Origin of the sequence: Mangrovibacterium diazotrophicum (assembly GCF_003610535.1) — a bacterium.
Classification (GTDB): Bacteria; Bacteroidota; Bacteroidia; order Bacteroidales; family Prolixibacteraceae; genus Mangrovibacterium; species Mangrovibacterium diazotrophicum.
This window is the reverse complement of the sequence record NZ_RAPN01000004.1, coordinates 32,949-59,839: the sequence shown is the minus strand read 5'-3', so window position 1 is coordinate 59,839 and position 26,891 is coordinate 32,949. Positions and strand designations below refer to the sequence as shown.

Sequence of the window (26,891 nt, the reverse complement as noted above, 5' to 3'; positions counted from 1 at the left end):
CAAAATAAACTGAAGAACTTCAGCATAAAAACAAGATTATGAATATCTCATACAAGTGGTTAAAAGATTACATCGATATTGACCTTCGCCCGGAAGATCTGGAAAGCATCCTGACGCAAACAGGTCTGGAAGTTGGCAGTATTGAAGAAGTTGAAAGCATCAAAGGTGGTTTACGCGGGCTTGTGATCGGGCACGTGGTGACTTGCGAGAAACATCCGAATTCGGATCATTTGAGCAAAACGACTGTTGATGTTGGCACTGGTGAAATTCTTCCAATCGTTTGCGGTGCACCAAACGTTGCCGCCGGGCAAAAAGTTGTGGTTGCCACCGTTGGAACGACCTTGTATGATGGCGATAACGAATTCACAATCAAAAAATCGAAAATACGCGGTGAGGTTTCTGAGGGTATGATTTGTGCTGAAGACGAAATCGGTTTGGGAACCGGTCACGACGGCATTATGGTTTTACCGGAAGAGGCTGTTGTCGGTACACCGGCTAGCGAATATTTCAATGTCGAATCAGACTATTCCATCGAGGTTGACCTGACTCCAAACCGGGTTGATGGTTCGTCGCATATCGGAGTTGCGCGCGATTTGGCTGCATTCCTGAGCAAAGAACAGGAAATCGCCTACAAAAAGCCTTCGGTTGATGGGTTTCAGGTTGATGATAACTCACTGACGATCCCAATCGAGGTAGTCAATCCCGAAGCTTGCCCGCGATACAGCGGAGTAACCATTAGTGGCGTGGAAATTAAAGAATCTCCGGAATGGCTTCAAAACAGGCTGAAAGCAATTGGCTTGTCTCCGATCAACAACGTAGTTGACATTACGAACTATGTACTGTTTGAATGTGGCCAGCCGTTGCACGCTTTCGACGCCGACGAAATAACTGGTGGCAAAGTACTTGTGAAAACCATGCCGGCCGGAACTAAATTTGTGACATTAGATGAAGTTGAACGCGAATTGCACGAAGATGATTTGATGATCTGCAATACCGAAGAAGCCATGTGTATTGGTGGTGTTTTCGGCGGAATCAAATCGGGCGTAAAAGATTCAACCAAAAATATTTTCCTGGAATCGGCTTGTTTCGATCCGGTTTTCATTCGTAAAACCGCTCGTCGCTTTGGCTTGAGCACTGACGCTTCTTTCCGTTTCGAACGCGGAACAGATCCGAACAATGTGATTTTCGCATTGAAACGTGCGGCAATGTTGATCAAAGAGATCGCCGGCGGAAAGATTTCCAGCGAGATCATCGACATCTACCCCACTCCAATCGAAGATTTTTCGGTGGACGTGACTTTTGCCAACATCAAACGTCTGATTGGCAAAGACCTTGGTGCTGAGTTGATCAAACGCATCCTGGCATCTTTGGAAATCAAAGTGGTGAGTGAAACAGAAACTGGACTTTCATTAGCAGTGCCTCCATACCGCGTTGATGTGAAACGCGAAGCCGATGTTGTGGAAGAAATTCTTCGTATTTACGGCTACAACAATGTTGAAATCCCAACACAAGTAAATGCGTCGTTGCAATATTCAGTAAAACCCGACCCGGTAAAAATCCGGAACATTGCAGCTGACATGTTGACCGCTCTGGGCTTCAACGAAATTTGGTCGAACTCGCTGACCAAAGCTGGTTATTACGAGAACCGCGAAAGCTTATCAGCTGATAGCACCGTTAAGCTGTTCAATCCGTTGAGTGCTGACCTGAATGCGATGCGTCAGAACCTGCTTTTCGGTGGTTTGGAAGCGGTTGCTTACAATGCGAACCGCAAAAATCAAGACTTGCGTTTGTACGAATTCGGTAACTGCTATTTCAAAACAGGTAGCGAGCTGATCGACAATCCATTGAAAAATTACAAAGAAGAAGAACACCTGGCGCTGTTCGTTTCGGGACAAAAAGAACGCGAAAGCTGGGCGTTGGTTCAAAGTCCGAGCACCTTCTTCCAACTGAAATCATATGTTGAAAACCTGCTGCTTAAATTTGGTCTGACAACTGATCGTTTGAAAGTTGATGATTTCAGCAACGACCTGATTGCTGAAGGTTTGATTTATTCAACTTACAGCGGACGAAAAATTGTTGAATTTGGAGTCGTTGCACGTAAACTTCAGAAAGAGTTCGACATTGAAAGCCCAGTTTATTTCGCCGACATTTTGATGGACAACCTGATCCTTGAACAGAAAAACAGCAAGACTACATTTGCTGAACTACCGAAATATCCGGAAGTTCGCCGCGACCTCGCTTTGCTGATCGACAAAACTGTTCGTTTCAAAGAAATCAGCGATTTGGCAAATAAAATGGAACGCAAACTGCTTCGCTCAGTCGACCTGTTCGACGTATACGAAGGCAAGGGTGTTCCGGAGGGCAAGAAGTCTTATGCCGTTAGTTTCATTTTGAGAGACGACGAAAAGACCCTTAACGAAAAACAAATTGAAAAAATAATGGAAAAGCTGATCCAAGCCTTCGACCGGGAGCTTGGAGCAACACTCCGATAAGAACTTCCAAAAGCCATCGGTTAAGCCGGTGGCTTTTTTTGATTCCAGAAAGGGAATCCTTCAAAACAATCAATTCGAAATACCGGCATGACAAACAATCAAAAAGGAATTCTATTTGCGTGCATCACTGCACTATTCTGGGGATTTTTGGCCATTTTCCTGAAAATTGCCGTTCAAAAAGTCGAACCGCAAACCATCGTTTGGTTTCGCTTTACCGTGGCTTTTTCCGTTTTGTTTGCCTGGCATTTAGTCAAGAAGCCGCGCGAATTGAAGATCCTTTACCGTCCGCCACTCTGGCTGATTTTTGCAGCGTTGGGCCTCGCCTGGAACTACATCGGGTTCATGCAGGCTGTGAACTACACCTCGCCCAGTAACGCACAACTCATCGCGCAACTAGGACCGGTTCTGCTGGCTTTTGCGGGCATCATTTTTTTCAAAGAAAAATTGCGCCGAATTCAACTGTTTGGATTTGCATTGGCAACAACCGGATTTTTCGTGTTTTACAGTCAGCAACTACAACAAATGCTTGGACAACAGAGTCGCTACAACATTGGCGTGTTGTTTGCCATCAGTGCTGCGGTTTCGTGGGTGGTCTATGCCGTCATGCAAAAAAAACTCGTCAATAGCTATTCCACCGAAACGCTCAATCTTTTCCTGTTCGGATTCCCGGTGTTGGCCTACCTGCCTTTTGTGAATTTCGATAACTTTTCGGGACTGAGTTTCCAATGGTGGCTCCTGCTTATTTTCCTGGGATTAAACACACTGATTGCCTACGGTTCTCTAGCATTAGCCTTAAAATATGCTCAGGCGAACAAAGTAAGTATTATCCTTCTTTTAAACCCGACAATTACCTTTGCAACAATGGCAATTTTAACCGAGTTGCAAGTTAGTTGGATCGAAGGTGAAAGCTTCTCCTTTTTGTCGATAATCGGAGCATTCATCATACTTACAGGGGCAATCATGGTCATCAAAAAGCCCTCGAAAAGCAAGAAAAATTAAGCCAAATTCTGCCTGTTTTGATATTGGCGTTCTCATTTTGAGAATCAACATTTGGGCAACTGTGGAATAAATGCCACAGTTTTAGCCCTTTTACTGCAATCCAACAAAACAAAAACATCTCACATTCAATGCGTTAACCTTTTTAACATTTCCATCACACCAACTGGCAAGATTATTTCATATTACATAATCGATAAACAGGAGGTAATATGGAACAATTAATTAAGAACCCGAGCACAGATAAATTGGTCGATGAACCAATAGTTACAAAGTATTTACAAGAAAGATGGAGCCCCAGAAGCTTCTCGAAGGAACCGATTGCCCCGACGGATCTCCGCCGGATATTCGAAGCGGGAGCAACTGCCATGTCAAGCTTTAACGAGCAGCCATGGAATATTATTTTAACCCACAAAGGTGATCCGACCTACGAAAAATTATTTCATTGCCTAAGCGAGTATAACCAGGAGTGGGTTCACTTTGCACCGGTCTTGGGCGCAGTAATCGCTAAAAAGTATTTCACAAAAAGCAGGAAGGAAAACAGACATCGGTTTTACGACTCCGGTGCTTTTATGGCCTACGCCAGTCTGCAAGCCAGCGAGCTTGGCTATCAAATCCACCAAATGGCCGGCTTTTCACCGGGCAAATTAATGATGGATCTTAAAATTCCACATGTATATGAAGCGGCAACGATGTTCGTCATCGGAAAGCCGGATTCGCCGGAAAAACTGCCAGTCAATCTACGCAAGCAAGAACAAGAAGAACAAACACGAAAAGAAGTATCATCATTCATTTTTGCCGACAAATGGGGAGACCCCTATCATTTTGATGAATGAAAAGTAAGCGAATAAAGAACTAGAATTAATTGCGATAATACATAAAAACTAGAATGTCATGAGAAAGGCCAATTTGAAAACTGATTTACAACATGTAATCGAAAACTGTAAAGATTCTGCAGACATTTACATTGCTGCAGCCGACAGTACCCAATCAGACGATCTTCAAAATACATTTTTGCTGATTGCGCTGCAACGCAAAAGCTTCGTCGAACTCTTAAACAGAGAATCGTGGAAAGAAGGCTATACGCTGACAATCAGCAATAGCCTCGGACGGATTTTACAGCGTTCAGCGCGTACGGTCGTTCGTGCATTCTCGTCTAAAAGAGACGAGAAAATTATCGAATCGTGTAGAGATTGCGAGGAAAACTTGATTGATCTGTACGATGAAGTATTGACAAACGAAGACTTGCCAATCAACCTGTACAGACTTTTGGCAGAACACCAGCAGGTGATTCGTGCAACAGTTGATCAACGTTTATATTCGTTGGCCAGAGCATAGCCAAAGAAATACGCCGGAAACAATTCTTGATAAATTGAAATTGCGGTTGCTACATCCTGAAAATGATGAAGCAATTGCAATTTCTTTTTTTAGCGTATCCGATAAAAATTTATTTATTGGCATCTTACTTCGGCAAAACCACCGTCAAACTTCGTGGTAGGATTTCCACGCTCACTTCCTCGAATTGTCCGATTACTTCCCCATCTACCTGAACCACATGTTTCCGACTATTCCGAATTTCCGCCTTCCGGCACGAGTACACATCCACGTATTCCTGTTCATGAATATTACCGGTGAAAAAGGAGACCAGCATCCCAAGTAAATGGGCAAACCGATAAGGTCGAAATAGAACAACTTCGAACTTTCCGTCATTTAATTTTCCTTTGGGATTGACAACCGCCCCCGTTCCATACATTGAAGCATTGGCGAAAACCGCCATGTAAGCGCGCTTGCGAATTCGCTGGCCGTCAATATCCATTGTAAATCGAATGGGGCGAGCCTCGAAAAGTGCTTTTGCGTATTGACGGGCATAGCCCCATAAACCGCGAATATTTTCCTTTTCAAATCGTTCAATCACCGCAGCATTAATTCCTATATCGCTCAAATGCAGCGACATGTGCGATTGATTTACCTGCAGTGTATCAATCAAATCAACCCTTCCGCTAACGGCAATCGAAATAGCTTCTTCAGTGTCAGTCGGAATACCCAGCTCGCGGGCCATGCCATTTGCCGAGCCCAACGGAACAATTCCTAACGGAATGTCTTCGTAGAGCAGCACCTTACCAACCATATTACAAGTGCCATCCCCACCAACTGCGACAACCCGATCGGGACTAGTCGCTTCAATTACAGCAGTTAATTTATGCTCATCGTTGTCGCCTGTTGTGAAATAATAGTCGGGCACGAATTGAAGCTCCATGGAAAGGCGCCGGATTTTTAACTCCAGATCATCCTTTTGTACATCTCCCGAAATTGGGTTGATAACGAACAAAATGTGAGGCTGAAGTTTATTTGTATCGTTTGGCATGTCTGTTGCTTTTTTCTTATACGTATAAAAACTCATGCCAAAACAAATCCGAATGGCGAATACTGAAAACACAGAAAGATATCTCGCACTAAAAAAATATAATCCCTGGTTGTGGTTGAAACTAAAAATCAAGAAACAACTCGGCTGGATTGGCACCCCAAAACTAATTCCTTACCGTGGATACGCAAACGAAAATACAATCTATCTAACCGGATACCTGACCGAAGATAAAGGACTGGAAAAACCAACAGCGAAACAAACAACCTGGGAAAACGCGGTCAGCATGCTCAAGCGCTACACAAGTGACAATCTTCCGAAAGTTGATCTGAAAGCTTCCGTCGGAAGTCAACAAATTGAAACGCGAACAGCTGAAAACGGCTTATTCAAATGCGAACTTCCCAACTCAGGCTCGTTCTCCGAATCACAGAACCAATGGAAAAAATACCTGGTAAAATTCCCTGAAGAGATGATCGCGACAACGAAGAATCAATCAACTGAAGGTGAGTTTTTGGTTCCGGGTACAAACCACGAGTTCGCGGTAATTTCCGATATCGACGACACGATCATCGTGAGCCATTCCACGCAATGGTTCCGAAAACTCTGGCTCATGCTTTTCCGAAATTCACGAACCCGAAAACCATTTCCGGGAGTCGACACATTTTACCAGGCCTTGCAGCAAGGCAAAAGCGGGCAAAACGAAAATCCATTCTTTTACGTTTCCAGCAGCGAGTGGAATTTATACGACTTGCTCGACGATTTCTGCACACACAATCAACTGCCAAAGGGCGTGCTTTTACTGCGCGAACTGGAAGCCAGTATTTTTCAACTCCGAAAGTCCGGCGGCGGAAACCACGAACACAAATACGAGAAAATCAAGCATCTTTTTGAGGTCTATCCTACAATGAATTTCATTCTAATTGGCGACAATGGGCAACGGGATCCTGAAATTTACGAACGAATCGCTACGGAATTTCCGAATCGGGTCAAGTCGATTTACATACGCACCGTACGAAAAAGGAAACATGCCGAACGAGATCTCGAAATCAGGTTGAAACTGGAGCAAATGGGAGTGCCCTTCGTAGCTTCAGCGACAAGTATTGAAGCTGCAAAACACGCCGCAAAGTATGGAATTATTTCGCCCGGCAGTGTTCAAAAAATTGAGATTGATGCCCAAAAGGATCAAGAAAATCCTCTAACAAAAAAGGTGTTTGAAAAGGAATAAACTCCCTCGCAAACACCCTTTCGATATGACAGTAAAAGAAATCTACTTGGTTGTCAGTTCTACCAGAATAAATGACTTAGGCTTCAATTCAAGGCTTAATAAATTTCCCTTCACTGCAACCGTCGACGTTTGAGGCACAATCACATCTTGCTTTGCAAGTGTATTGTAGGCCATCAGGTCCGAGTCGTAAAGCTCTGTCAGGCCAGCTTCTTTCGACGCCAACTTTCCGCCTTTCAGGTTTATTTTTACCGACTTGGCAGCAACCGACGAGTTGACTAATTTCAGATAAACTTTTTTAGCCGCTTTGTCCACCGAAGCGCTGGCATACAAACTATCCTGGCCCGCCAGAATATCGCCCTCGGAAACCACCGGTAGAACATGATCGCCGCGATGCGTTGAATACATTTGCTGAACGTAATAGTTTGGTGTCGTGACCGAATTCAGGTTATCAAACCAAATCAGATCCGGACGCCACTGCCAGGCATCAACATGCGCGAAAAGCGGCGCATACGAAGCCATTGAAACAACATCGGCATTGCGCTCCAGCCCAGTCATGAAAGCAGCCTCGGAAAGTGCCGCCAACCAGTTGTTATTCGAAGTCGGATCCTTGCTTTCAACACGCGTATGGCTTGCATATTCGCCGGCAAACACTTTCAACCCGCCGCGTTCGTAGTTATCGTAACGTTTCGCATTGTTGAAAAACCAATTCGGATCTTTGTAGTAGTGCTCGTCGACCAGATTCGCGCTTCTTGTTTTCAGCTCTTTCCAAAGATGCTCAAAACGATCGCCGTCTGACGAAGGCCCGGAACCGGACACCAGCTGAATTTCAGGATATTTCTCGTGCACTTTTTCGGCAATCACATCGTAGCGTTCCAAGTACTGATCGCCCCACTGCTCGTTGCCAATTCCCAAATATTTTAAATTAAAGGGCTCTGGGTGTCCCATTTCAGCACGCAGTTTTCCCCACTTCGTCGCACTATCGCCATTTGCAAATTCAATCAAGTCCAAGGCATCCGAAACGTAGGGTTCCATCTCATCCAGCGGAACCAATTCGCCGGTGTTGTACTGACAAGCCATCCCGCAATTCAAAATCGGCAGCGGTTCAGCTCCCAAATCTTCGGCTAGCTGGAAATATTCAAAAAAACCAAGACCAAAACTTTGGTAATAATCAGGTGTGTAGCGGTGCATAAACTCGGTATTCCAACGGTTGATAATCACCTCGCGTTCTTCTACATCGCCAACCGTTTTTTTCCATTGGTAACGCAAATCCAGTTGATGCCCCTCAACAATGCAACCTCCGGGGAAGCGCACAAAACCGGGCTTCAAATCAGCCAGTTTTTCTGCTAAATCCAAGCGCATTCCATTCGGTCGGTCTTTGAATGTTTTTACAGGAAACAATGAAATGTATTTGAAATCGACTGTTCCGTTTCCTTCCAACGAGATTTTCAGACTTCCCTTGTCAGCGGTTGCACCCGCTTTCAGCACAAGTTCCGCATATCCCCAATCTTCGCCGTCTACCGTCAGTTCGCCTTCGGCAATAGTCATTTTATCATCACCTAAAAGTTCTACTTTCAATTTTTGTGCTCCGCCATTTACAGCACGCATATGCAAAATCAAACGGTACTCCTCCCCTTCATGCAACCCCATGCCCCGAAAACCATCGTTTTGAAGAAAATTTTCCGTGCCGGATTTGAGGGCCGACAGCCGCACAAAACGCTTTTGAGTTCCGGCTGCAACTTCATTAATAATACGGATTGAATCTTTGGAGAAAGTTTTCCAGCCCATCATCGGGTCGTCAAAACTAAACGAGCGGTTTTTCACCAACTCCGCATAAAGTCCGCCATCAGCGGCAAAGTTGATGTCCTCGAAAAAGATTCCCCACATGGTCGGTTGAATAGCCACTCCTGGCTTGTTGAGTTGCAAGTCGATATTGGTTTGCGCCTGCAGAAAAGTTGACGCCAGTAAACCCGCAAAAAGAAGGCTTGATTTCAGTTTTCGAAACATGGTTTGAGTGTTTAATGGTATTTGTAAATTGATTGAATCGTTAGTTTGAACCGTTTCAATCCACGCAAGATATAAAATAAAAGTAGTAATTACTTTTACTGATTTGAAAAACCATAGCAGATAACCGGAAACCTGCAGCTACACCGTTTTATGTTGCATAAATACGAGCAAATGATATTTTCAATCTTTACCTTTGAAGAAAAAAAGATGCGACGCCTCCTACTTGGATTGGCACTGATTTCAATATTGATTTCGTGCCAGCCAGCCAACAATCAAATCATAACCGTTAACGGCCCCATTAAAGCCAGTGAATTGGGTGTTTGCCTCGAGCACGAGCATTTCCTCGTTGACTTCTACCGGAAAGAGGACAAACAACCGGACACCTACAATACTGAAGATGCCATCAAAATTATTCTTCCCGAATTAGAAAAGCTGAAAGCTTACGGCGTGAAATCATTGGCCGAATGCACTCCTGCTTATTTGGGGCGGAATGTGCGCCTGTTGCAAGAACTATCGAAGAAATCCGGCATCCAAATTCTGACAAACACCGGGTTTTACGGAGCCAGAAACAACTTCTTCATTCCAAAAGAAATCTTGCTCATGACGGCTGATTCCATTGCATCAATCTGGATCGACGAGTTCAATAACGGAATTGATGGCACCGACGTCAAACCGGGTTTTATCAAAATTGGTGTTAACCGCAAACCACTTTCCGAGTTTCACTCTTGCCTGACACGAGCTGCAGCAATTGCTCACAAAGCCACCGGAGTGACCATCATGTCGCACAGTGGACCAGCCATTGCCGCCATGCAGCAGCTGGATATTTTGAAAGAAGAAGGCGTTTCACCCGAAGCATTTATCTGGACACACGCTTCCGATGATAAAGATCAGGATCTGCTGATAAAAGCAGCCAAACTGGGATGTTGGATCTCGTTAGATAAATATGGCTGGGACGAAAAATGGATCGAAGGTTATCCGGAACTTTTGCTGAAGTTCAAAAATGAAAAGCTGCTCGATAAAGTTCTGATTTCGCAGGATGCCGGCTTCGTCGACCCTGGAAATCCCGAAGTTGAATTCAAACCTTACACCCCCCTGTTTGAAAACCTGATCCCGGCATTAAAGGCGAAAGGTTTTACGGATGCGGATATCCGCCAATTGCTGGTTGAAAATCCGGCAAAGGCTTTTACAATTAGGAAACGCTTGCTTTAAGAAATTCGATGCCAGCTTATCCTGTCATTCATCTCCCAGTTCGGTAATGAATTAAGTAATGATTAATCTTCAGACAGATTTCAGTTATTTGCGAAATCAATCGTCCGAAAGCTTATAGTTTTGCCCAAAATTCAAGGAACTATGTGGGTAATTCTGGCGTTGATTTCGGCCGTTTTGTTGGGATTGTATGATGTATTCAAAAAGTTGTCGCTAAACCACAACGCTGTGTTGCCGGTACTTTTCCTGTCTACCGTAACAGCTGCGGTTGCCGTTTTTCCGATCGTCGTTGGTTCGGTTTATTTTCCCGACGCTTTCCAATCCATTCACCTTTACGTTCCACAAATAACCGCACGCGAGCACGGATTGATTCTGATAAAATCGGTGATTGTTGTCAGCAGCTGGATCTTCGCGTTCCACGCTATGAAACATTTGCCAATCACCCTGATCTCGCCCATTCGCGCTACCGGCCCAATTTGGACACTCATCGGTGCCATCCTTATTTTTCAGGAACGCCTGAACCTGATGCAGTGGTTAGGTGTCGCGGTTACCTTGGTTTTCTTCTACCTGTTATCGACTGCCGGTAAACTTGAAGGGATCAGCTTTCGACGCAACGTCTGGATTTTCTGCATTATTGCGGCAACTCTTTTGGGGGCAGCAAGTGGCCTTTTCGACAAATTCATCCTGCGAAAAATAGACCGGATCGCCGTGCAAGCCTGGTTCTCATTCTACCAGGTTGTCGTGATGCTGCCTGCAATCGCCTTGTTCCGCTGGCGAAAACCCAAAGAAAACCGTCCTCCGTTTGAGTGGCGCTGGAGCATTCCGCTCATTGCCATCTTCCTGTTGTTTGCCGACTTCGCTTATTTCTATTCGCTGAGCATCCCCGATAGCATGATTTCGATTGTTTCGGCTTTGCGACGTGGTGGAGTTTTGGTTGCATTCGTCACCGGAGCTATTCTTTTCCGCGAGCGCAATATCCGCAAAAAGGGACTTTACCTGTTGGGCATCCTGGCCGGTATCCTCATTATCAGCTTCGGAACTCACTAAAAAACAAGAGAGAAATAGGACGCAGTCGTCTTCAGCTAAGAAATTCATCCTGAAATTTTCGGTATTTCCATTTGACCAACCCTCATTTCCTCTTAATTTTAAAGGAAAAAAATGAAACGTATCCAATTATACCAGGACGACATCACGCAGTTGCATGTTGATGCTATTGTAAATGCTGCAAATAAGAGTTTGCTGGGTGGTGGAGGTGTCGACGGTGCCATTCACCGGGCTGCTGGCCCACGCCTGCTGGAGGAATGCCGAAAACTGAATGGCTGCGAAACCGGAGAAGCTAAAATCACACAGGCCTATAAACTCCCCTGTCGCTTTGTCATTCATACCGTTGGACCAGTTTGGTACGGAGGCAAAATCGGAGAAGATGAACTGCTGGCATCCGCCTATCGCAACAGCCTTCAAATTGCAAAAGCCAAAAAGCTGGATACCATTGCCTTTCCAAATATCAGTACGGGGGTTTACAATTTCCCGAAAGATCGGGCTGCGAAAATTGCGTTTGATACCATTCAACAATTTCTGGCTGAAAATGAGTTTCCGGAAACAGTCGTCTTCTGTGTTTTCGATGACGAAAACTTCCATATTTACGAAAAGCTGATTTTGGAGAAGGAATAGCACAAACGGCACTGTTTTCGATATGCCACCACTAAATGATCAGCTTTTGTAAAATAATTGAACCGCAACATAGGGGCATTTTGTTATTTTAATTACAAAAAACGAGTCATCGACTTTGCATCACCAAAAAGCTGCTAACTTGCAGAAAACAAAAGTCAGCGAACAGGAAAACAAGGAATGAGCGTGAGAATGAATATAACTTTTCCGAAAGAATATTAGTCCATGCCAATTCATCTGGTGTCCTAAAAAACAGAGCATTTTACGGATGAAATTTTTCAAGATTGAAATTCAAATAACACTGTTAACCCTTATTATTGGTGCAGCAGTTGCCGGTTCAGGTTACCTGGTTTACAAGAGTCTTTCGGAAATCATTGACTCGATACACCGGGAAGCCCGTCCCGATTATAAATTGCTTTTAATCAAAGATATTTCTTCCGAACTGAGCGAAGTCGAAAACTCTGTTCGCCTGTTCAGCTTCACGGGAAACGAAAATTACATTTACAAATTCCGAAACCTTAGTAAAAGCGTCCAGGAAAAGCTGACCAACCTCGAAGATTACGCCATTCCGGAGTCGAATGAAATTCAGCAAATCGATTCCATCCAGCTTCTTTCCAACCAAAAACTGGTGATTTGGGCCGAAATTCGAAACCTCCACAAGCAAAAGATCGAGAAACAAACCGAGAAGCCGCTGGCAAAGCTGGCCTCGAAACTCGATACAGCCATCATCCAACCCGACACCATTAAATTTGAAAAACCCGAAAAGGTAGGCTTTTTCAAACGGGTATTCGGGAAACAGGATACCACAACCAAGGCCCCCATCATTATCGACAAAAGTGAAGAAAAGGAACAGCTGAAGCAGGAGATTGTCGAAATAGAGGAGCAAATGAGCACTGAAAACACCGAGCAGCAAGCCAGGGAGAAAAAGCTGCTGGAACGGAATATTCGGGTGACTGACAATATTAACCGGCTGATTGAGCAATTGGAACAAGCCGAGCAGCTGCGCCTGGAAACCAAAACCCAGGAAGCCGATTTTATGGCTGCACAAATCTACCGCCGACTGGTGATGTTTACAGGAGCGTCAATTCTCCTCCTGCTCATTGTTCTCATACTTTTCTACCGTAACCTGAAAAAGAATAAGGACTACCAAAATATTTTGAAAAAAGCCCGTGCCGATGCTGAAAACCTGGCCAAAGCCAAAGAACGGTTTGTTGCGACGGTGAGCCACGAAATGCGCACACCGGTTAATGCAATTTACGGGCTCAGCGAGCAAATGCTGCAACGCGTTACTGACACAGATCTAAAGACCGACCTCAACATTGTCTACAAATCGGCCGATCACCTCATCACGCTGGTCAATGACACGCTCGATTTTTCGAAAATTGAGTCGCAGAAAATGACCTTCGAAAAGATTGACTTTATTCCGGTCGAACTGCTTCAAGAAGTGATAACGCTTCACCAGGTTCCGGCTCGCGCGAAAAAACTGGAACTTGTATTGAAAAATGACATTCCGGAAAACCGGGTTTACCAGGGAGATCCGGTTCGTTTGAAACAAATCCTGATCAACCTTTTCACCAATGCCATAAAATTTACCGAAAAAGGCAAAATTACGCTGGAAGCTACCGAAGAAAAGTTGGCTGGCCATCACTATAAATTAATTGTCGATGTGGTCGACTCCGGCATTGGAATTCCGCAGAAAAATATCGACAAAATTTTTGAAGAGTTTGTGCAGCTTGATGGCGATAACTCGCAAAAGCACCGCGGAGCCGGACTTGGTTTGGCCATCGTAAAAAAACTGGTTGATTTGCAGGAAGGTAAAATAAAGGTGAAAAGCCTCGTCGGAAAAGGGACACGATTCACGGTCGAAATTCCATACGCCGAGGGAGATCAGCGAATTTACCAACCAGCCGAGCAAAAGCAGCAACCAATTCCGGATTGGTTTAAAAACCTCAACCTGCTCCTGGTTGACGACGAAGCCTTCAACCTGTATTTATTAAAGAACATCCTTTCCAAATGGGGCGTTGCCTTTAAAGAAGCGGCCAATGGTCTGGAAGCGGTTGAAATGACACAGAATGAGCACTTCGATTTGATACTGATGGATATGCGCATGCCTGTCATGGACGGATTTGAGGCCAGCACCCAAATTTTGACCCGTGATCCGAATATTGCGATTACCATGCTAACGGCGACCAACCGCGCCGAAGACGAGGAGCGATACAAAAAAATAGGAATCTGGGATTTCCTGCAAAAACCGTTTCCGGAACGTTCGCTGTTTGAGCTTCTTTTAAAACTAAAAGAGAAGATAGACAGCAGGCCTAAGCCGGAAGTGACTCAGGAAAAAGCTACGCCCGAATTCAGTCTTTCCGAATTGAAAAAAATATTGGGTGACGACGAAAGTTTCTTCAAAGAAATGGTTGATCTGTTTGTCATATCTGCTCAAAAATGCCGCGAATCCCTGGCAAAGTCAACTGAATTGAAGGACAAAGAAGGCTTGGTGGATGCCGCACACAAACTGGCTGCACCTGCCAAACACATGCTAGCCAATAAGCTTTACGCCAAACTGAAAGAGCTTGAGAAAAAAGGAGCAGAAAACGAAGAATGGCCGGAACTGGAAAAACTGATCCGCGAAATCGATCTACGCATTCAGGAATTCCTGAACCTGCTAAACAGTGAAATCAGCTAACGAGCTCCCCGAAATGTTAAAATAGGTCAAACGTCTTTCTCATTTTGAGAATTTCTATCAATATAAGCGCATTTCTTAGTATATTGCGGCTCTTTCCTATGAAGAACTGGGAGTAAACTCAAAAATGTATGGCTGAAAAAGCATTTAAAATTTTCGTTGTAGAAGACGACGAATGGTACCGCCGGCTGCTGGTACACAACCTTTCTTTAAATCCGGACTACGAAATCCACGCCTTTGGAACAGGCAAAGAATGTTTGTCGAAGTTAAGCGAACAACCCGACGTTGTTACGTTGGATTACCGTTTGCCCGACATGAAAGGTTTGGAGGTTTTGAAACAAATCAAGGAAGTAAACGACGACATTCAGGTTATCCTGATTTCGGAACAGGACGATATTGCTACAGTCGTTGAATTGTTGAAAGAAGGCGCTTACGACTACATTGTGAAATCGCGCGATATCAAGGAACGTTTGCTGAATACCATCACCAATATCCGCAACCGCAATAACCTGAAAAAGGAAATTGTGAGTCTCCGGAAAGAAGTGAAGCAAAAATACAGCTACCAAAATACGATTATCGGCAACAGCCCGGCTGCTCAGCACATCTTCGAATTAATTGATAAAGCCACGCGCACAAACATTACAGTGACGGTAACCGGAGAAACCGGAACAGGAAAAGAGTTAGTTGCCAAGGCGATTCATTACAATTCAAACCGTTCCAAAAAACCTTTCGTAGCGGTGAATGTGGCAGCGATCCCGAAAGATTTGATTGAGAGCGAATTGTTCGGGCACGAAAAAGGTGCATTTACCGGGGCCAACTTCCGCCGGATCGGGAAGTTTGAAGAAGCCAACGGAGGAACGTTATTCCTGGATGAAATGGCTGAAATGGACATTTCTCTTCAGGCTAAGTTACTGAGAGCATTGCAGGAAAAAGAAGTGATCCGCGTGGGAAGTAACGCGCCGGTAAAAACAGACTGCCGGATTATTATTGCCACCAATAAAAATTTATTGGAAGAAGTCAAAAACGGCAATTTCCGCCAGGATCTTTATTATCGTCTCTATGGACTTCCGATCGAACTCCCCCCATTGCGCGCACGTGGAAACGATGTAGTGATTTTAGCCAAACACTTTATCCAACAATTCTGCAGCGAAAACCAGATGGAAGTCAGAAGCCTTAGTTCCGAAGCGTCTGCAAAATTGTTGTCATACGCTTTTCCCGGCAACATCCGCGAGTTAAAATCGATTATGGAGTTGGCTGTTACACTCTGTGACCAAGCCGAAATCACGGCCGACCATATCGTATTTGGTGGCGGACACGATGCAATGGCCGATATCACAGCGCAGGAAATGACTCTTCGGGAATACGACATTAAAATTGTTAAAACATTTCTGGCGAAATACGATAACAACACCAAACTCGTGGCTGACAAGCTCGACATTGGGGTTGCTACAATTTACAGAATGCTAAAAGAAGACAAAGTTACACCCTAAATAAAATACGACGCCAACTGCGATCAAAAAGCAAGAAGCAATGCAAGTCATTCCTTCTTGCTTTTTTGCTTTATAACCTACTCTCCTTCATCTGCGTTCTCATTTCTTCGTTTCATTTTGATCTTTTTATCAATTTGATAGTAGTTTCGAAATTCAACAAGCATACTAACCACTGTCTTTCAACACCTTAGGACAACTACCTCATTTTGGCACATGGATTGGCATATATATACCGATTGCGAAAGCGAAAGCTTAGTAAGCGGAGTGAAAAAATGAAAAAAGAATAAACCAGTTTATGGAGGATTTATACTATGAACAAAAAACAAATTAGTACAATAATTATTGCGGCCGTAATTGTAGTAGTTGCAGTAATTGGAGGTGTGTATGTTTACACACAGAAAGAAGCTCAACTGAAATCATTGGCAAGTGAAAAGTCTGATCTTTTCCAACAAATGCAGATGAAAGACTCGGTGCTCAACGACATGGAAAACACATTTGCAGAAATTGAAAAGAACCTGACATTCGTGAAAGAGAAAAGAAGTCAACTTTCAATTGAAACCGGCGAAGGTGTTAAAAATCAAAAAGAAGAATTAGTTTCTGACATTGCTCTGATGAACACGATGCTGGACGAAAGCAGCAAAAAAATCGAAGAGCTGGAAGCTAAATTGAAAAAGTCGGGAATAAACTTACACGCGTTCGAACGCCGAATTGCAGCGCTGAATGAAAGCATTAACAGCCAAAACAGCCAAATCGCTGAACTGCAACAACTGGTAGAACAGAAAGATTTCCAAATTGCTGAGTTCGAAACAAAAGTGAATGAACTGAACGCAGCTATGACTGTTCAAAACGACTCGCTGAGCCGTGAATCGGGAAGATTGGTTGAGAGAACCAATGAGTTGAACACCGGCCACGTTGCTTACGGCACATACAAAGAACTGAGAGACAAAGGACTATTAGATAAAGAAGGTGGTTTCCTGGGAATCGGATCAAACAAAGTAGTTAACAACAACCTTGACGAGGACTACTTCACAAGCCTTGACATCCGCGACACGAAAATTATCCCGCTGCATACAAAGAAAGCTGAGGTAATTTCGGAACACCCATCAGACTCTTACTCACTGGTTGAAGAAGAAGGTCAGATTGCTTACCTGCAAATCGACAACCCACAAGAGTTCTGGAAAATTTCAAAATACGCAGTTATAGAAGTAAAATAACCAAAGCCTTCTGAAGACTAATTCGAGTTCGAAAAGAAATTAAAGAAATCCCTTACCTCGAATAATTGCGTTAAACAAGTCAGAAGCCGTCACTGATTCCAGGACGGCTTCTTCTTTTTATCTGTAATTCAACAAAATCGTTGTAAACTATTCTTCGAAAAGCTGATTCAGCGCTAAAAAATAATCTTCATCCCAGCCTTCAGCAATATTGTCAAATGCCTCGTCGGGAATGTTTGTTTGCTTTACTTCCATGCTTGTGCCACCTTTGTGAGCGTGCAGCTTAATCGTTACCAACGAATTTTCATCTTCACCAAAATACCATTCCTGAACGATCTTGTGATCCTTCACAAATTCAATATTTTTCCCGCAGATGCTTCCGTCCCACATCGAAAATTCGGTTCCCGGCACCTCTTCCATTTCGGCATCTTCGCCCGTCCAAATCTCAATCATGACTTTGTTCGTCAGGGCATTGTATACGTCGTGTGGCTCAGCTGCCAGTTGAAAATATTTTTTAAATTCTTTCATAGTTTGAATTACTTGACGCGTTCCCGTTTGTAAATCGGTTTATTCAATTTATAGGTGAAACCCAGGGTGATAAATTCTTTAATCTGCCATTTCGGTTTGTAAATGGTATCACCGTTGACGTCGACCTTATCGGTAGCAAAGGTAACATCATCGTCGTAAACTACGTGAAAGAGCGCCTGCATATTAAAGTAGTTACTTAATTGAAAGGTCAACGTGTTCTGCCAGTCTACGTCAAATTTTGAAAAAGGTGCTTTGTAACTGATGAACATCTTATAAGTCGTTTGCCAGGTAATATCCGATGTAAACTGCTTTTTATAAGTTAAGTCAGCGTTTAAACCGGTCTTCCAGTAGCTTCTTTTATTCTCACTCACACCAAATGTAGTTTGGTCAATATTGGCCGTATCGCGAACAAAGACACTCTTGGCGGTAAGCGGAGAAATCAACAGCGACATATTGCTATTCGGTTTATAATCCATACCGATTTTGTAGGACGTTTTAGCTGGTGCCAAAAATCCGGAGATCGTGGTTTCCCTGTCCGGATAATCGAAACCTTTAAAAAACTGGGTTTCGAAATCGATCTCGGCTGAATAGTACCACTTTTTGTAAGCCTGGATACCGTACCGGGTTATGAATTCAAACTTGTCATCGTTCTTTTCCAAGCCGTCATCTGAGGGTTTCAACCAACCGCTTCGGATTTCAACTGAGTTCTCCCAGCTTGTTTTGCTTGATGAATAGTTGGCCGATCCTTTAAAAACCATTAAGCCCGACATCGAACTTGTTCCCCCCGCCGACCAGTTGGTATAGGATGTTTGGGTGATACCGGCATTAAAAGTTCCGGCAAGAGTCCACGGTGTAATAACATTAAAACGTTTGTCCACTTTCTCCAGCGATGAAGGTATTTTCATCGGCTCAAAAGAAATGTCTTTTTTCTGACGTTGAGAAAAACGCGTGAATGTTACACCATCGTCAATTAGCAAACGAACACTATTCCGATCAACGCCCTGCACTCGGATACCTAAGGAGTCATTTTGCTCATTTTTCACAAAGATTCGCGATTGGCCCGGTTGTGAATTGCTTAAAAATACCTGGATCGAATCTTGGGCCGAGTTGTGAAACCAAAATCCAATTTGCTCTGCATTCACATAATTGGTGAGAATGCGCAGACTACTGCTGACCGAATCATTCACAGCTTGAATAACACTTTCATTGTAAGCTGTCAACACCCGGTAATTTCGATAGCGAATCGAGTCGGAATATTCGCGTTGGGCTTTCAATGAATACTGTTTTATGTATTCGGTTCGGTACGACTCACTCACCGAATCAACAAAATTTTTAATCACTTGGGTATTGTACTGTTGCCGGGCTTCTTCCAGTATAGCACGTTTGGTACTATCCATACGCTGCAACCTCTTAAAGTCATCCGGATTGGTCATCACCGAGTCGGGTAACGCGCCAAAACTAACCAAACTATCCGGAATACTCACGTAAGCAGTACCCAGCAATTGGTAAGCATCATCCTGCGATAAGGTATGCGCCCGTTCATCAATATTTTCCAGTAATTGCTCCGGAACAGGTATTTGCTCCTTCACAATACTACTGCGAACAGATCGGTCGATTCGCTTCAATTGTTCCTGTACCTGCGGATAAGGGGTGTAGCCGGTAACTTTCAAACTATCTTCAACATTATCCGGAGTTCGGTAGAAAAACCGCTCGCCTGAAACCCGGTAATCATCCAGGCGCTTAACCAAGCTATCAAGCTTTTCATCCTGCAAATAATGAATCAGGCCACGCATTCTTTGTTCTGCGTCTCGACTTTGGGGATACCAGTTTCCTCGGCGGTTTAAAAAATAATTGAGGTAATCGATACTTGCTTTTACAGAATCTTGCTTCTCTTCGTTTTCTTCTCGCTTAACTCCGTTAATGGCATAAACATTTTGGACAGCTATTACAACAAGAATTCCAAACAGAATAAATCTGTGTTTCATAATTTTCAATTGTTTATTTGGCTTTTAAATAGTTTCACAGGCTCTATTAATTCTCTGGCTCAACGGATTGATCTTTCCAATTCCGATACGGATCGCGCGCAAGACATGAATTGTGGTAACGCATATCACCGGAGACTTCCTTAGCAGCCCATGCTGGCAAATCTATGTTTTCGTCAGCATCAGAAAGTTCAACTTCAGCAATAATCAAGCCAGCATTTGCCCCTTCAAACACGTCGACCTCCCATTTTTTACCAAACGCGTAGATAATATGTCGTACTTTGTCAATTACCGGATAAACCGCCAGTTTTAACATTTCGTCTGCGTCAGTCGGGGGAATCTCGTATTCAAACTCGGGTCGGCTGATTCCCTTCATTTTCCCTTTCACCGTAAAAAAGGCTTTCTCTCCCGCAATCCGAATCCGTACAGTTCTTTCCGGATCCGCACACAAATAACCTTGTGTCATCCGGATTTGCTTTTCGCCATTAGGTGTAAACCCCTCGCTGACTAAAAACTTGCGTTCAATTTCAGTAGCCATTTTCCCTTTTTTTCAAATTCATCACAAAAATAACAGACTCGCCTGAATAGCAATTTTTTAAAGCAAAGAAAATCGAAGATTAAGCCATCCTTAATTCTTTCAGACCTGTTTGTCCGTTTTTAACAGCATGCTGAATAACAGTGCTAATGCATAACGATATGACAAAAATCGTCATTTTATCAAACTTATGTTCTTTAATTTTATACAACTGATCTGTTGCTCTCTCCCCGAACGGGATCCAACTACTCCGTAAAAGAACCTGACTGCCAAGGTCGTGCTTCAAGACTTCTTCATTAACTTCTTCAGAAAAACGAAATCAACCAAATATGAATCCAGTACAGGATCTGATTAAAAGTCTGGCCGAAACGCACGGCCGAAAGCGCGAAAATCTGTTGCCAATCCTTCAAGGCGTAGTCGAAAAGGAAAAATACCTTTCGGAATACGCCATGATTGAGATTGCCCGTGAACTGGAGCTTCCATCGGCCGAAGTTTACGGAACAGCGACTTTTTACTCTTTCCTCGAACATCGAAAAATGGGTGTTTACACGATCCGTGTTTGCAAGACGATTACCTGCTCCATGAAAGGCAAAAATCAAATTTTAGAAGCCATCGAAGAGATGCTGAAGATCAGCCTGGGGGAATCCACTCCCGATGGCAAATTTTCCCTGTTGCAAACCAACTGTCTTGGATGGTGTCACAAAGCCCCGGCCATGCTCATAAACAACGATGTTTACACCGAGCTGACTCCTGAAAAAGTCCGCGAAATATTGAAACAATACATTCAACCAACCCAAAACTAACGCCATGGCTTTCGATACCTATTTGCTGAAACGGGCCGATTTCATTTTTAAAAATGAAAACGACTGGGAGAAAATACTGGACAGAACCCTCAAACTCCCCCCTAACGAAATCATTAACGAACTGATGAGCTCAGAATTGAAAGGTCGCGGCGGTGCCGGCTTTCCAACCGGTTTGAAATGGAAGCTGACGGCAGAAGCACCGGCGGACGAAAAATTTGTGATTTGCAATGCCGACGAAGGAGAACCGGGAACTTTTAAAGATCGCGAAATTCTCACCCTCGTTCCTTACAAAGTTTTAACCTCAATGGCGGTCTGTGCCTATGTAATTGGAGCAAAGGTCGGTTACATTTACCTGCGCGGCGAATACAAATACCTTGTTCCCGAACTGAGAAAAGCGATTAAAGAGTTCGAATATTTCTGCAACGAAGTAAAGCACGATTTTCGAATCAAGCTTTGCCTGGGAAGTGGCGCTTACATCTGCGGCGAGGAAACAGCCCTTTTTGAATCGATGGAGGGGAAAAGAGGCGAGCCCCGCAACAAGCCGCCCTACCCTACCAGTGTCGGGTTCAAACAAAGCCCCAGTGTTATCAACAACGTAGAAACGCTTGCCCACACTTTCACAATTTTTAAGTACGGCGCTAAAAAATTCTACGACCTTGGCGTGCAATATTCGCGCGGATCGAAGTTATTTTCGGTTTCGGGTGACACTCCAATCCCCGGAATTTACGAGCTCGAGCTGGGAATGAGCCTGCAGGATTTCGTGAACGAATTTGGGGATGGCGATACTAAAGCCGTACAGGTTGGCGGTGCCTCGGGGTTCCTGGTACCTCGCAAAAAATTTCAGGAAACAGCCATAGGCTACAAAGGAAAACTCTCCGGAATTTCGCTGCCCACCGGCGGATCGATGATGCTGTTCAATAGTTCGCGCTCCATGTACAACGTGCTCGACAACTACCTGGAATTCTTCCGTGAGGAAAGTTGCGGCCAGTGCACGCCCTGCCGCGTTGGGTGCCAGCAATTGTACAACGGTATCAAAGCAGTAAAAAGAGGCGAGAAACCCACAAGCTACCTCGATAAACTCCTCAAATTAACGGAAACGATGAAACTGACGGCCAAGTGCGGATTGGGCCAATCCGTGGCCAACTCTTTTTCGTCAATAGTTGAAAATTTCAGAGAAGAAATGATCTACTAAACCCAAGCTTATGAATTCAAAAATAAACATCAGCATAAACGGAATTTCCATGGATGTGCAATCCGGATTGACAATTCTTGAAGCTGCCGACCAAGCCGGGATCATCATCCCAACACTTTGCTACCACAAAGATTTGTGCATCGCAGGGAATTGCAGGGTTTGCGTCGTTGAACTGACTGGGCAAAAGCGACTTGCGGCGGCATGTGCCACACCGTGCGAGGAAGGCATGGAAATCCGAACCAATAGTCTGAATGTCAGAAATTCACGAAAACACATTATCGAGCTACTACTATCGGAACACCGGGCCGAATGCACAACGTGCTACAAAAACGGCAATTGTGAATTGCAGAAGCTGGCTTCGGAATATAAAATTATGACCCAGGATTTTATCCCGCTGGTCAAAAACAACAAGTACACCATCGATCAGTTTTCTCCTTCAATTTTAAAGGATGACAGCAAGTGCATTCGCTGCCAGCGTTGTGTCCGAACCTGCGCCGGGTTGCAAGGCGTGAATGCCCTTACGGTTGCCTACAAAGGTGATAAAATGAAAATCACCACCTTCTTTGAAAAAGCCATCACCGATGTGGTTTGCACCAATTGCGGGCAATGCATCATCCACTGTCCCACCGGCGCCTTGGTCGAGCGCAACTACATTGAAGAAGTTTGGGACGCACTTTCGAATCCCGATCTCCATGTCGTTGTTCAAACAGCACCGGCGGTTCGTGTCGGTCTGGGTGAAGAACTTGGTTTACCAACCGGCACAAGGGTAACCGGCAAAATGGTCGAAGCACTCAAACGACTGGGATTCAATTCTGTTTTGGATACTGATTTCACCGCCGACCTCACCATTATTGAAGAAGGAACCGAACTGTTGCAACGCCTGAAGAAAAAAATCCATGAAAAAGACGAATCTGTTAAATTACCAATGGCGACATCCTGTTCTCCAGGTTGGATTAAATACATCGAACACATGTACCCCGAATGCCTCGGGAATCTCTCGACCTGCAAATCGCCGCAACAAATGTTTGGCGCATTGGTAAAAACCTACTACGCGAAAGCCCGAAACCTGCAGCCCGACAAAATCATCTCGGTTTCAATTATGCCTTGCACCGCGAAAAAATTTGAAGCTGCCCGACCAGAGATGCACGCAAGCGGCTATACCGACGTCGACTATGTTTTAACGACAAGGGAACTCGCGATCATGATCAAACAGGCAGGCATTGACTTCAAAAAACTACCCGACTCCAAATTCGACCGATTGATGGGCGAGTCAACCGGCGCAGCAGTTATTTTCGGCGCAACAGGCGGGGTGATGGAAGCTGCTCTTCGTACGGCTTACGAATTGGTTACCGGGCGCGAAGTTCCTTTCGAACACCTCAACATCAAGCCGGTTAGAGGAATAGAAGGACTGCGCGAAGCCAGCATCAAAATTGAAAACCCGCAACGCGACTGGGCATTTTTGGATGGAGTGGAATTAAAATGCGCCGTTGCACATGGGCTGATCAATGCAAAAACCATCATGGATCAGGTGCAAACGGGAGCAAGCCCCTACCATTTTGTAGAAATCATGGCTTGCCCCGGAGGCTGCTTGGGTGGAGGCGGACAACCGATTCCGACCAATCCCGAAATTAGAAAACGAAGAACGGAAGCCATTTATGCAGAGGATGAAAGCATGGCTATTCGAAAATCGCACGAAAATCCCGAGGTATTGAAAATCTACGAGGACTTTTTGGGCGAGCCTTTAGGCGAATTATCGCATCATTTGCTGCATACGAGCTACGTCGCCCGAAGCCGGTATTGACCCAATGGTATCCTGAAAAGCGAATAATGCTGAAATTTTATTCAGTTTTAATCGATTTTTGACTCATTTTATGGGGATCAAATGTTACGCATTCGTTAATTTTGGATCATCCAAACATTAACACCATGGAAGAACGATTCACATACTACTCCCCAATAGGTCCCCTGTGTATTGAAACCAAGGACGACCAAATCAGTTCTGTCCTGTTTTGTGATAAGGAATACACAACAGATCATTTCAACCCGGACCTTCAAAAAATGATAACTGAACAGCTGGATGATTATTTTGCCGGCACTCGTTTCGAGTTCGAATTACCGTTGCATCCTTCGGGTACCGATTTTCAACAAAAAGTATGGCAGGAACTGGAACACATCCCCTACGGACATTTAACCAGTTACAGCGAACTATCGCTAATATTGGGGGACAAAAATCTGGTTCGGGCCGTTGGCGGAGCAAACTCAAAAAATCCGATCGCGATTATCATACCCTGCCACCGGGTAATTGGCGCCAATAACAAGTTGGTAGGTTACGCCGGCGGTCTGTGGCGTAAAAAATGGTTGCTGCAACACGAGCTTTCCAATAAACCTGATCCTGAAACGCTTTGGTAGAGACCTAAAGGAATGAATTAACCGCATTCGGAACGGGAAGATTAGATCTTTCGGCGTTCAAAGTGTTTTGAGTCGCCCCATTCGCCATAGCCAATCTCACTCCCGGCCAATTCAATCCGGGCTTCCAGGCAATTTCGGCACTGATCGGCATCTTCGTCCAAACAGGGTTTATCCTCGTAAAGTTGATAGTCTTTGCGGAAAGCACTCGGCGTCAGGTTGGGCATAATAATGTTGGCTCCAATTTTCACTGCTTTCTCGCGCCCCGCCGGATCAATTGCCTGCAAAGCTGTAGCGGCGGCAATATTAATATCAGGCATCAAAAGCCGCAGCGTGGCAACCATGCGCAGAGCCAAATCAAAACGCTCTTGTTTACTTTTTATCAGGTGGCGAAACTCGTACAGCGGAGTATCTTCATGCTCAATGTACGGCCCCATCCCAACCATATCAACATCAATGCTTTTCAGAAACAGTAAGTCGTCTGCAAGGTTTTCCGTAGTTTGAAATGGCAGACCAATCATTACACCTGTGCCAACCTGGTAGCCACATTCCTTCAACAAGCGCAGGCATTCCAGTCTTTTTTCAAACGAATGGTGATCGTTGTTCGGGTGAATCTTCTGATACAATTCCCGAGTTGAGCTTTCAATACGGAGCAAATATCGGTGGGCGCCACTTTCGAACCAGCGCTCGTAGGTTTCGCGAGTTTGCTCGCCGCACGACAGCGTAATTCCCAAACCGCCATTCGACAAAGCTTTGATTTGCTTCACCAAATAATCGACGCGGTTAATGAAATTTGTAGAAGACAATTCACCCGATTGCAGCACTACCGATCCGAATTTATTCTCCCAGGCAAAACGGCAGGCTGCCAAAATATCTTCGTCCGCGGCTTCGTAGCGCACTACTTTGCTGTTGCTGTGCCGGATTCCGCAATACAGACAGTCTTTCGAGCACTCATTTGAAAACTCGACCAAGCCGCGAAAATACACTTTCTTCCCTACCACTGCTTCCTTTCGGGCAGCTGCAGCCGAGAACAAAGCCGTTCGTTCTGCACCTTCCGCCTCCAACAGGCGAACCAAATCGTCGCGACTAAAGTCGTTCTGCGCTAAAATGTCTTCAAACTTTTTCACGCTGCGAAGATAATCAATTAGAGATGTTATAGAGAACGTAAACTTGTTCCCATACAGCTTGTTTCAGAAAAGAAAACGAATGGCTGAATTGAAAACCAAAGCAAATGATCAATCGGTGGAAGCATTTTTACAGAAAGTAGAACCTACCAAAAAACGAGACGACAGCTTCAAATTGCTGGAAATGATGAAACGCCTCAGCGGCCTGGAACCGACCATGTGGGGAGAAAGTATTGTTGGCTTTGGAACTTACCATTACAAATATGCCAGCGGTCGCGAAGGCAACTGGTTTCAGATTGGCTTTTCACCGCGCAAACAAAATTTCTCGGTTTACCTCATGAGTTGCGACGCAGCAAATGATCTTTCCGACGAACTGGAACGACTCGGTAAACACAAAACCGGTAAAGCTTGCCTGTATTTCAACAAACTGGCCGACATCGATACAAGTGTTTTGGAAGAGATGATTGTGAAGGCACTGAAGATACTCGAATCAAAACCGAAATAACGGACATATTCATCTGATTTACAGAGCTTAAATTTTCACTCACCTCGCATTTTTCATTAAAAAAATAGCCGCTCCACTCAAAAGAATTGTAATTTTGTCGCGCAACCTGCGGGAAGGTCACCAGACTGACTTCAAGGGAAAGCGTTGAAATTGATTAGTGATTGATACTGAGTTTGTCAAATTTCGGCAGATTTATGCTTTTCCGCTTCCCGCAAAAACCAAAGATCATGAACACCGAAAAAAGGTTGGGTTTTGTGGGAATTATTTTGGAAGACCGCGAGCACTCTGCTCCGAAGGTCAACGAAATCCTGTCTCAAAATGCCGCGATCATCCTGGCCAGAACAGGCATTCCTCACATCAAAGGCGAAAATTCCGTCATCACTTTAGTTGTCGACAGCTCCACCGATGAGCTCGGAAAATTAACCGGCCGCCTGGGGTCTATTCCCGGTGTTCAGGTCAAATCAGCATTATCCAAAAAGTAA

At 44.4% G+C, this 26,891-nt stretch carries 23 protein-coding genes; 17 read left to right on the top strand and 6 right to left on the bottom strand.

Annotated features, from left to right (window positions below):
- The first annotated feature begins 38 nt into the window (after positions 1-38).
- From pheT to BC643_RS19900, 4 genes are all read left to right on the top strand, one after another.
- A complete protein-coding gene (gene pheT, locus BC643_RS19915) occupies positions 39-2,492 on the top strand; it encodes a phenylalanine--tRNA ligase subunit beta (RefSeq protein ID WP_120275047.1) in 2,454 nt (817 codons plus the stop codon).
- Positions 2,493-2,579: 87 nt separating this feature from the next.
- Positions 2,580-3,491 (top strand): DMT family transporter, encoded by a 912-nt coding sequence (locus BC643_RS19910; RefSeq protein ID WP_120275046.1) that lies wholly within the window; start codon positions 2,580-2,582, stop codon positions 3,489-3,491.
- Between the two features lie 209 nt (positions 3,492-3,700).
- Entirely contained in the window at positions 3,701-4,324 is a 624-nt protein-coding gene (locus BC643_RS19905) for a nitroreductase family protein (protein ID WP_120275045.1), read from the top strand.
- 58 nt (positions 4,325-4,382) lie between these two features.
- Positions 4,383-4,826, top strand: a complete 444-nt coding sequence (locus tag BC643_RS19900; RefSeq protein ID WP_120275044.1) for a DUF2383 domain-containing protein — start codon at positions 4,383-4,385, stop codon at positions 4,824-4,826.
- 124 nt (positions 4,827-4,950) lie between these two features.
- Here BC643_RS19900 and BC643_RS19895 read toward each other — a convergent pair whose 3' ends face one another.
- Positions 4,951-5,853, bottom strand: coding sequence for a diacylglycerol/lipid kinase family protein (locus BC643_RS19895; protein WP_170154638.1), 903 nt, complete (start codon positions 5,851-5,853; stop codon positions 4,951-4,953).
- A 52-nt stretch (positions 5,854-5,905) separates the two neighbouring features.
- Here BC643_RS19895 and BC643_RS19890 point away from each other — a divergent pair, with 52 nt between their 5' ends.
- Positions 5,906-7,075 (top strand): App1 family protein, encoded by a 1,170-nt coding sequence (locus BC643_RS19890; RefSeq protein WP_170154637.1) that lies wholly within the window; start codon positions 5,906-5,908, stop codon positions 7,073-7,075.
- A 42-nt stretch (positions 7,076-7,117) separates the two neighbouring features.
- Here the strand turns inward: BC643_RS19890 and BC643_RS19885 are convergent, their stop codons facing one another.
- Entirely contained in the window at positions 7,118-9,079 is a 1,962-nt protein-coding gene (locus tag BC643_RS19885) for an alpha-L-arabinofuranosidase C-terminal domain-containing protein (protein ID WP_120275041.1), read from the bottom strand.
- Between the two features lie 207 nt (positions 9,080-9,286).
- Here BC643_RS19885 and BC643_RS19880 point away from each other — a divergent pair, with 207 nt between their 5' ends.
- The 6 genes from BC643_RS19880 to BC643_RS19855 all read left to right on the top strand — a co-directional run bounded on the left by BC643_RS19880 (position 9,287) and on the right by BC643_RS19855 (position 17,337).
- Positions 9,287-10,288, top strand: coding sequence for a phosphotriesterase family protein (locus BC643_RS19880; protein WP_170154636.1), 1,002 nt, complete (start codon positions 9,287-9,289; stop codon positions 10,286-10,288).
- 141 nt (positions 10,289-10,429) lie between these two features.
- Positions 10,430-11,332 (top strand): EamA family transporter, encoded by a 903-nt coding sequence (locus BC643_RS19875; RefSeq protein ID WP_120275039.1) that lies wholly within the window; start codon positions 10,430-10,432, stop codon positions 11,330-11,332.
- 111 nt (positions 11,333-11,443) lie between these two features.
- A complete protein-coding gene (locus BC643_RS19870) occupies positions 11,444-11,956 on the top strand; it encodes an O-acetyl-ADP-ribose deacetylase (RefSeq protein WP_120275038.1) in 513 nt (170 codons plus the stop codon).
- 265 nt (positions 11,957-12,221) lie between these two features.
- Complete coding sequence (locus BC643_RS19865) at positions 12,222-14,636, top strand: hybrid sensor histidine kinase/response regulator (RefSeq protein WP_120275037.1); 2,415 nt, start codon at positions 12,222-12,224, stop codon at positions 14,634-14,636.
- A 128-nt stretch (positions 14,637-14,764) separates the two neighbouring features.
- Positions 14,765-16,123 carry a sigma-54-dependent transcriptional regulator gene (locus BC643_RS19860; RefSeq protein WP_120275036.1) on the top strand — a complete coding sequence of 453 codons (1,359 nt, stop codon included), beginning with the start codon at positions 14,765-14,767 and terminating at the stop codon, positions 16,121-16,123.
- Positions 16,124-16,434: 311 nt separating this feature from the next.
- Entirely contained in the window at positions 16,435-17,337 is a 903-nt protein-coding gene (locus BC643_RS19855) for a Cbp1 family collagen-binding glycoprotein adhesin (RefSeq protein ID WP_120275035.1), read from the top strand.
- A gap of 147 nt (positions 17,338-17,484) precedes the next feature.
- Here BC643_RS19855 and BC643_RS19850 read toward each other — a convergent pair whose 3' ends face one another.
- The 3 genes from BC643_RS19850 to BC643_RS19840 are packed head-to-tail and all read right to left on the bottom strand — an operon-like array spanning position 17,485 to position 20,382.
- Positions 17,485-17,862, bottom strand: a complete 378-nt coding sequence (locus tag BC643_RS19850; protein ID WP_120275034.1) for an SRPBCC domain-containing protein — start codon at positions 17,860-17,862, stop codon at positions 17,485-17,487.
- 8 nt (positions 17,863-17,870) lie between these two features.
- The gene (locus tag BC643_RS19845; RefSeq protein WP_120275033.1) at positions 17,871-19,847 is read right to left on the bottom strand and encodes a DUF3078 domain-containing protein; all 1,977 of its coding nucleotides are present in this window, start codon (positions 19,845-19,847) and stop codon (positions 17,871-17,873) included.
- A 46-nt stretch (positions 19,848-19,893) separates the two neighbouring features.
- Positions 19,894-20,382: a CYTH domain-containing protein gene (locus tag BC643_RS19840; RefSeq protein ID WP_120275032.1), complete on the bottom strand. Its 489-nt coding sequence runs from the start codon at positions 20,380-20,382 to the stop codon at positions 19,894-19,896.
- A 326-nt stretch (positions 20,383-20,708) separates the two neighbouring features.
- Here BC643_RS19840 and BC643_RS19830 point away from each other — a divergent pair, with 326 nt between their 5' ends.
- The 4 genes from BC643_RS19830 (at position 20,709) to BC643_RS19815 (ending at position 24,783) form a co-directional block, all read left to right on the top strand.
- On the top strand, positions 20,709-21,182 hold the full coding sequence (locus tag BC643_RS19830; RefSeq protein WP_120275030.1) for an NADH-quinone oxidoreductase subunit NuoE family protein: 474 nt from the start codon (positions 20,709-20,711) through the stop codon (positions 21,180-21,182).
- A gap of 4 nt (positions 21,183-21,186) precedes the next feature.
- Positions 21,187-22,374, top strand: a complete 1,188-nt coding sequence (locus tag BC643_RS19825) for an NADH-ubiquinone oxidoreductase-F iron-sulfur binding region domain-containing protein (RefSeq protein ID WP_120275029.1) — start codon at positions 21,187-21,189, stop codon at positions 22,372-22,374.
- Positions 22,375-22,384: 10 nt separating this feature from the next.
- Entirely contained in the window at positions 22,385-24,175 is a 1,791-nt protein-coding gene (locus tag BC643_RS19820) for an NADH-dependent [FeFe] hydrogenase, group A6 (RefSeq protein ID WP_120275028.1), read from the top strand.
- A gap of 125 nt (positions 24,176-24,300) precedes the next feature.
- Positions 24,301-24,783 carry a methylated-DNA--[protein]-cysteine S-methyltransferase gene (locus BC643_RS19815; protein WP_120275027.1) on the top strand — a complete coding sequence of 161 codons (483 nt, stop codon included), beginning with the start codon at positions 24,301-24,303 and terminating at the stop codon, positions 24,781-24,783.
- Between the two features lie 41 nt (positions 24,784-24,824).
- On the opposite strand, the gene hydE is transcribed toward BC643_RS19815, so the two are convergent.
- Positions 24,825-25,907, bottom strand: coding sequence for a [FeFe] hydrogenase H-cluster radical SAM maturase HydE (gene hydE, locus BC643_RS19810; protein WP_120275026.1), 1,083 nt, complete (start codon positions 25,905-25,907; stop codon positions 24,825-24,827).
- A 79-nt stretch (positions 25,908-25,986) separates the two neighbouring features.
- On the opposite strand from hydE, the gene BC643_RS19805 reads away from it, so the two are divergent.
- Positions 25,987-26,409 (top strand): DUF1801 domain-containing protein, encoded by a 423-nt coding sequence (locus tag BC643_RS19805; RefSeq protein ID WP_120275025.1) that lies wholly within the window; start codon positions 25,987-25,989, stop codon positions 26,407-26,409.
- Positions 26,410-26,636: 227 nt separating this feature from the next.
- Entirely contained in the window at positions 26,637-26,891 is a 255-nt protein-coding gene (locus BC643_RS19800; protein ID WP_120275252.1) for a TM1266 family iron-only hydrogenase system putative regulator, read from the top strand.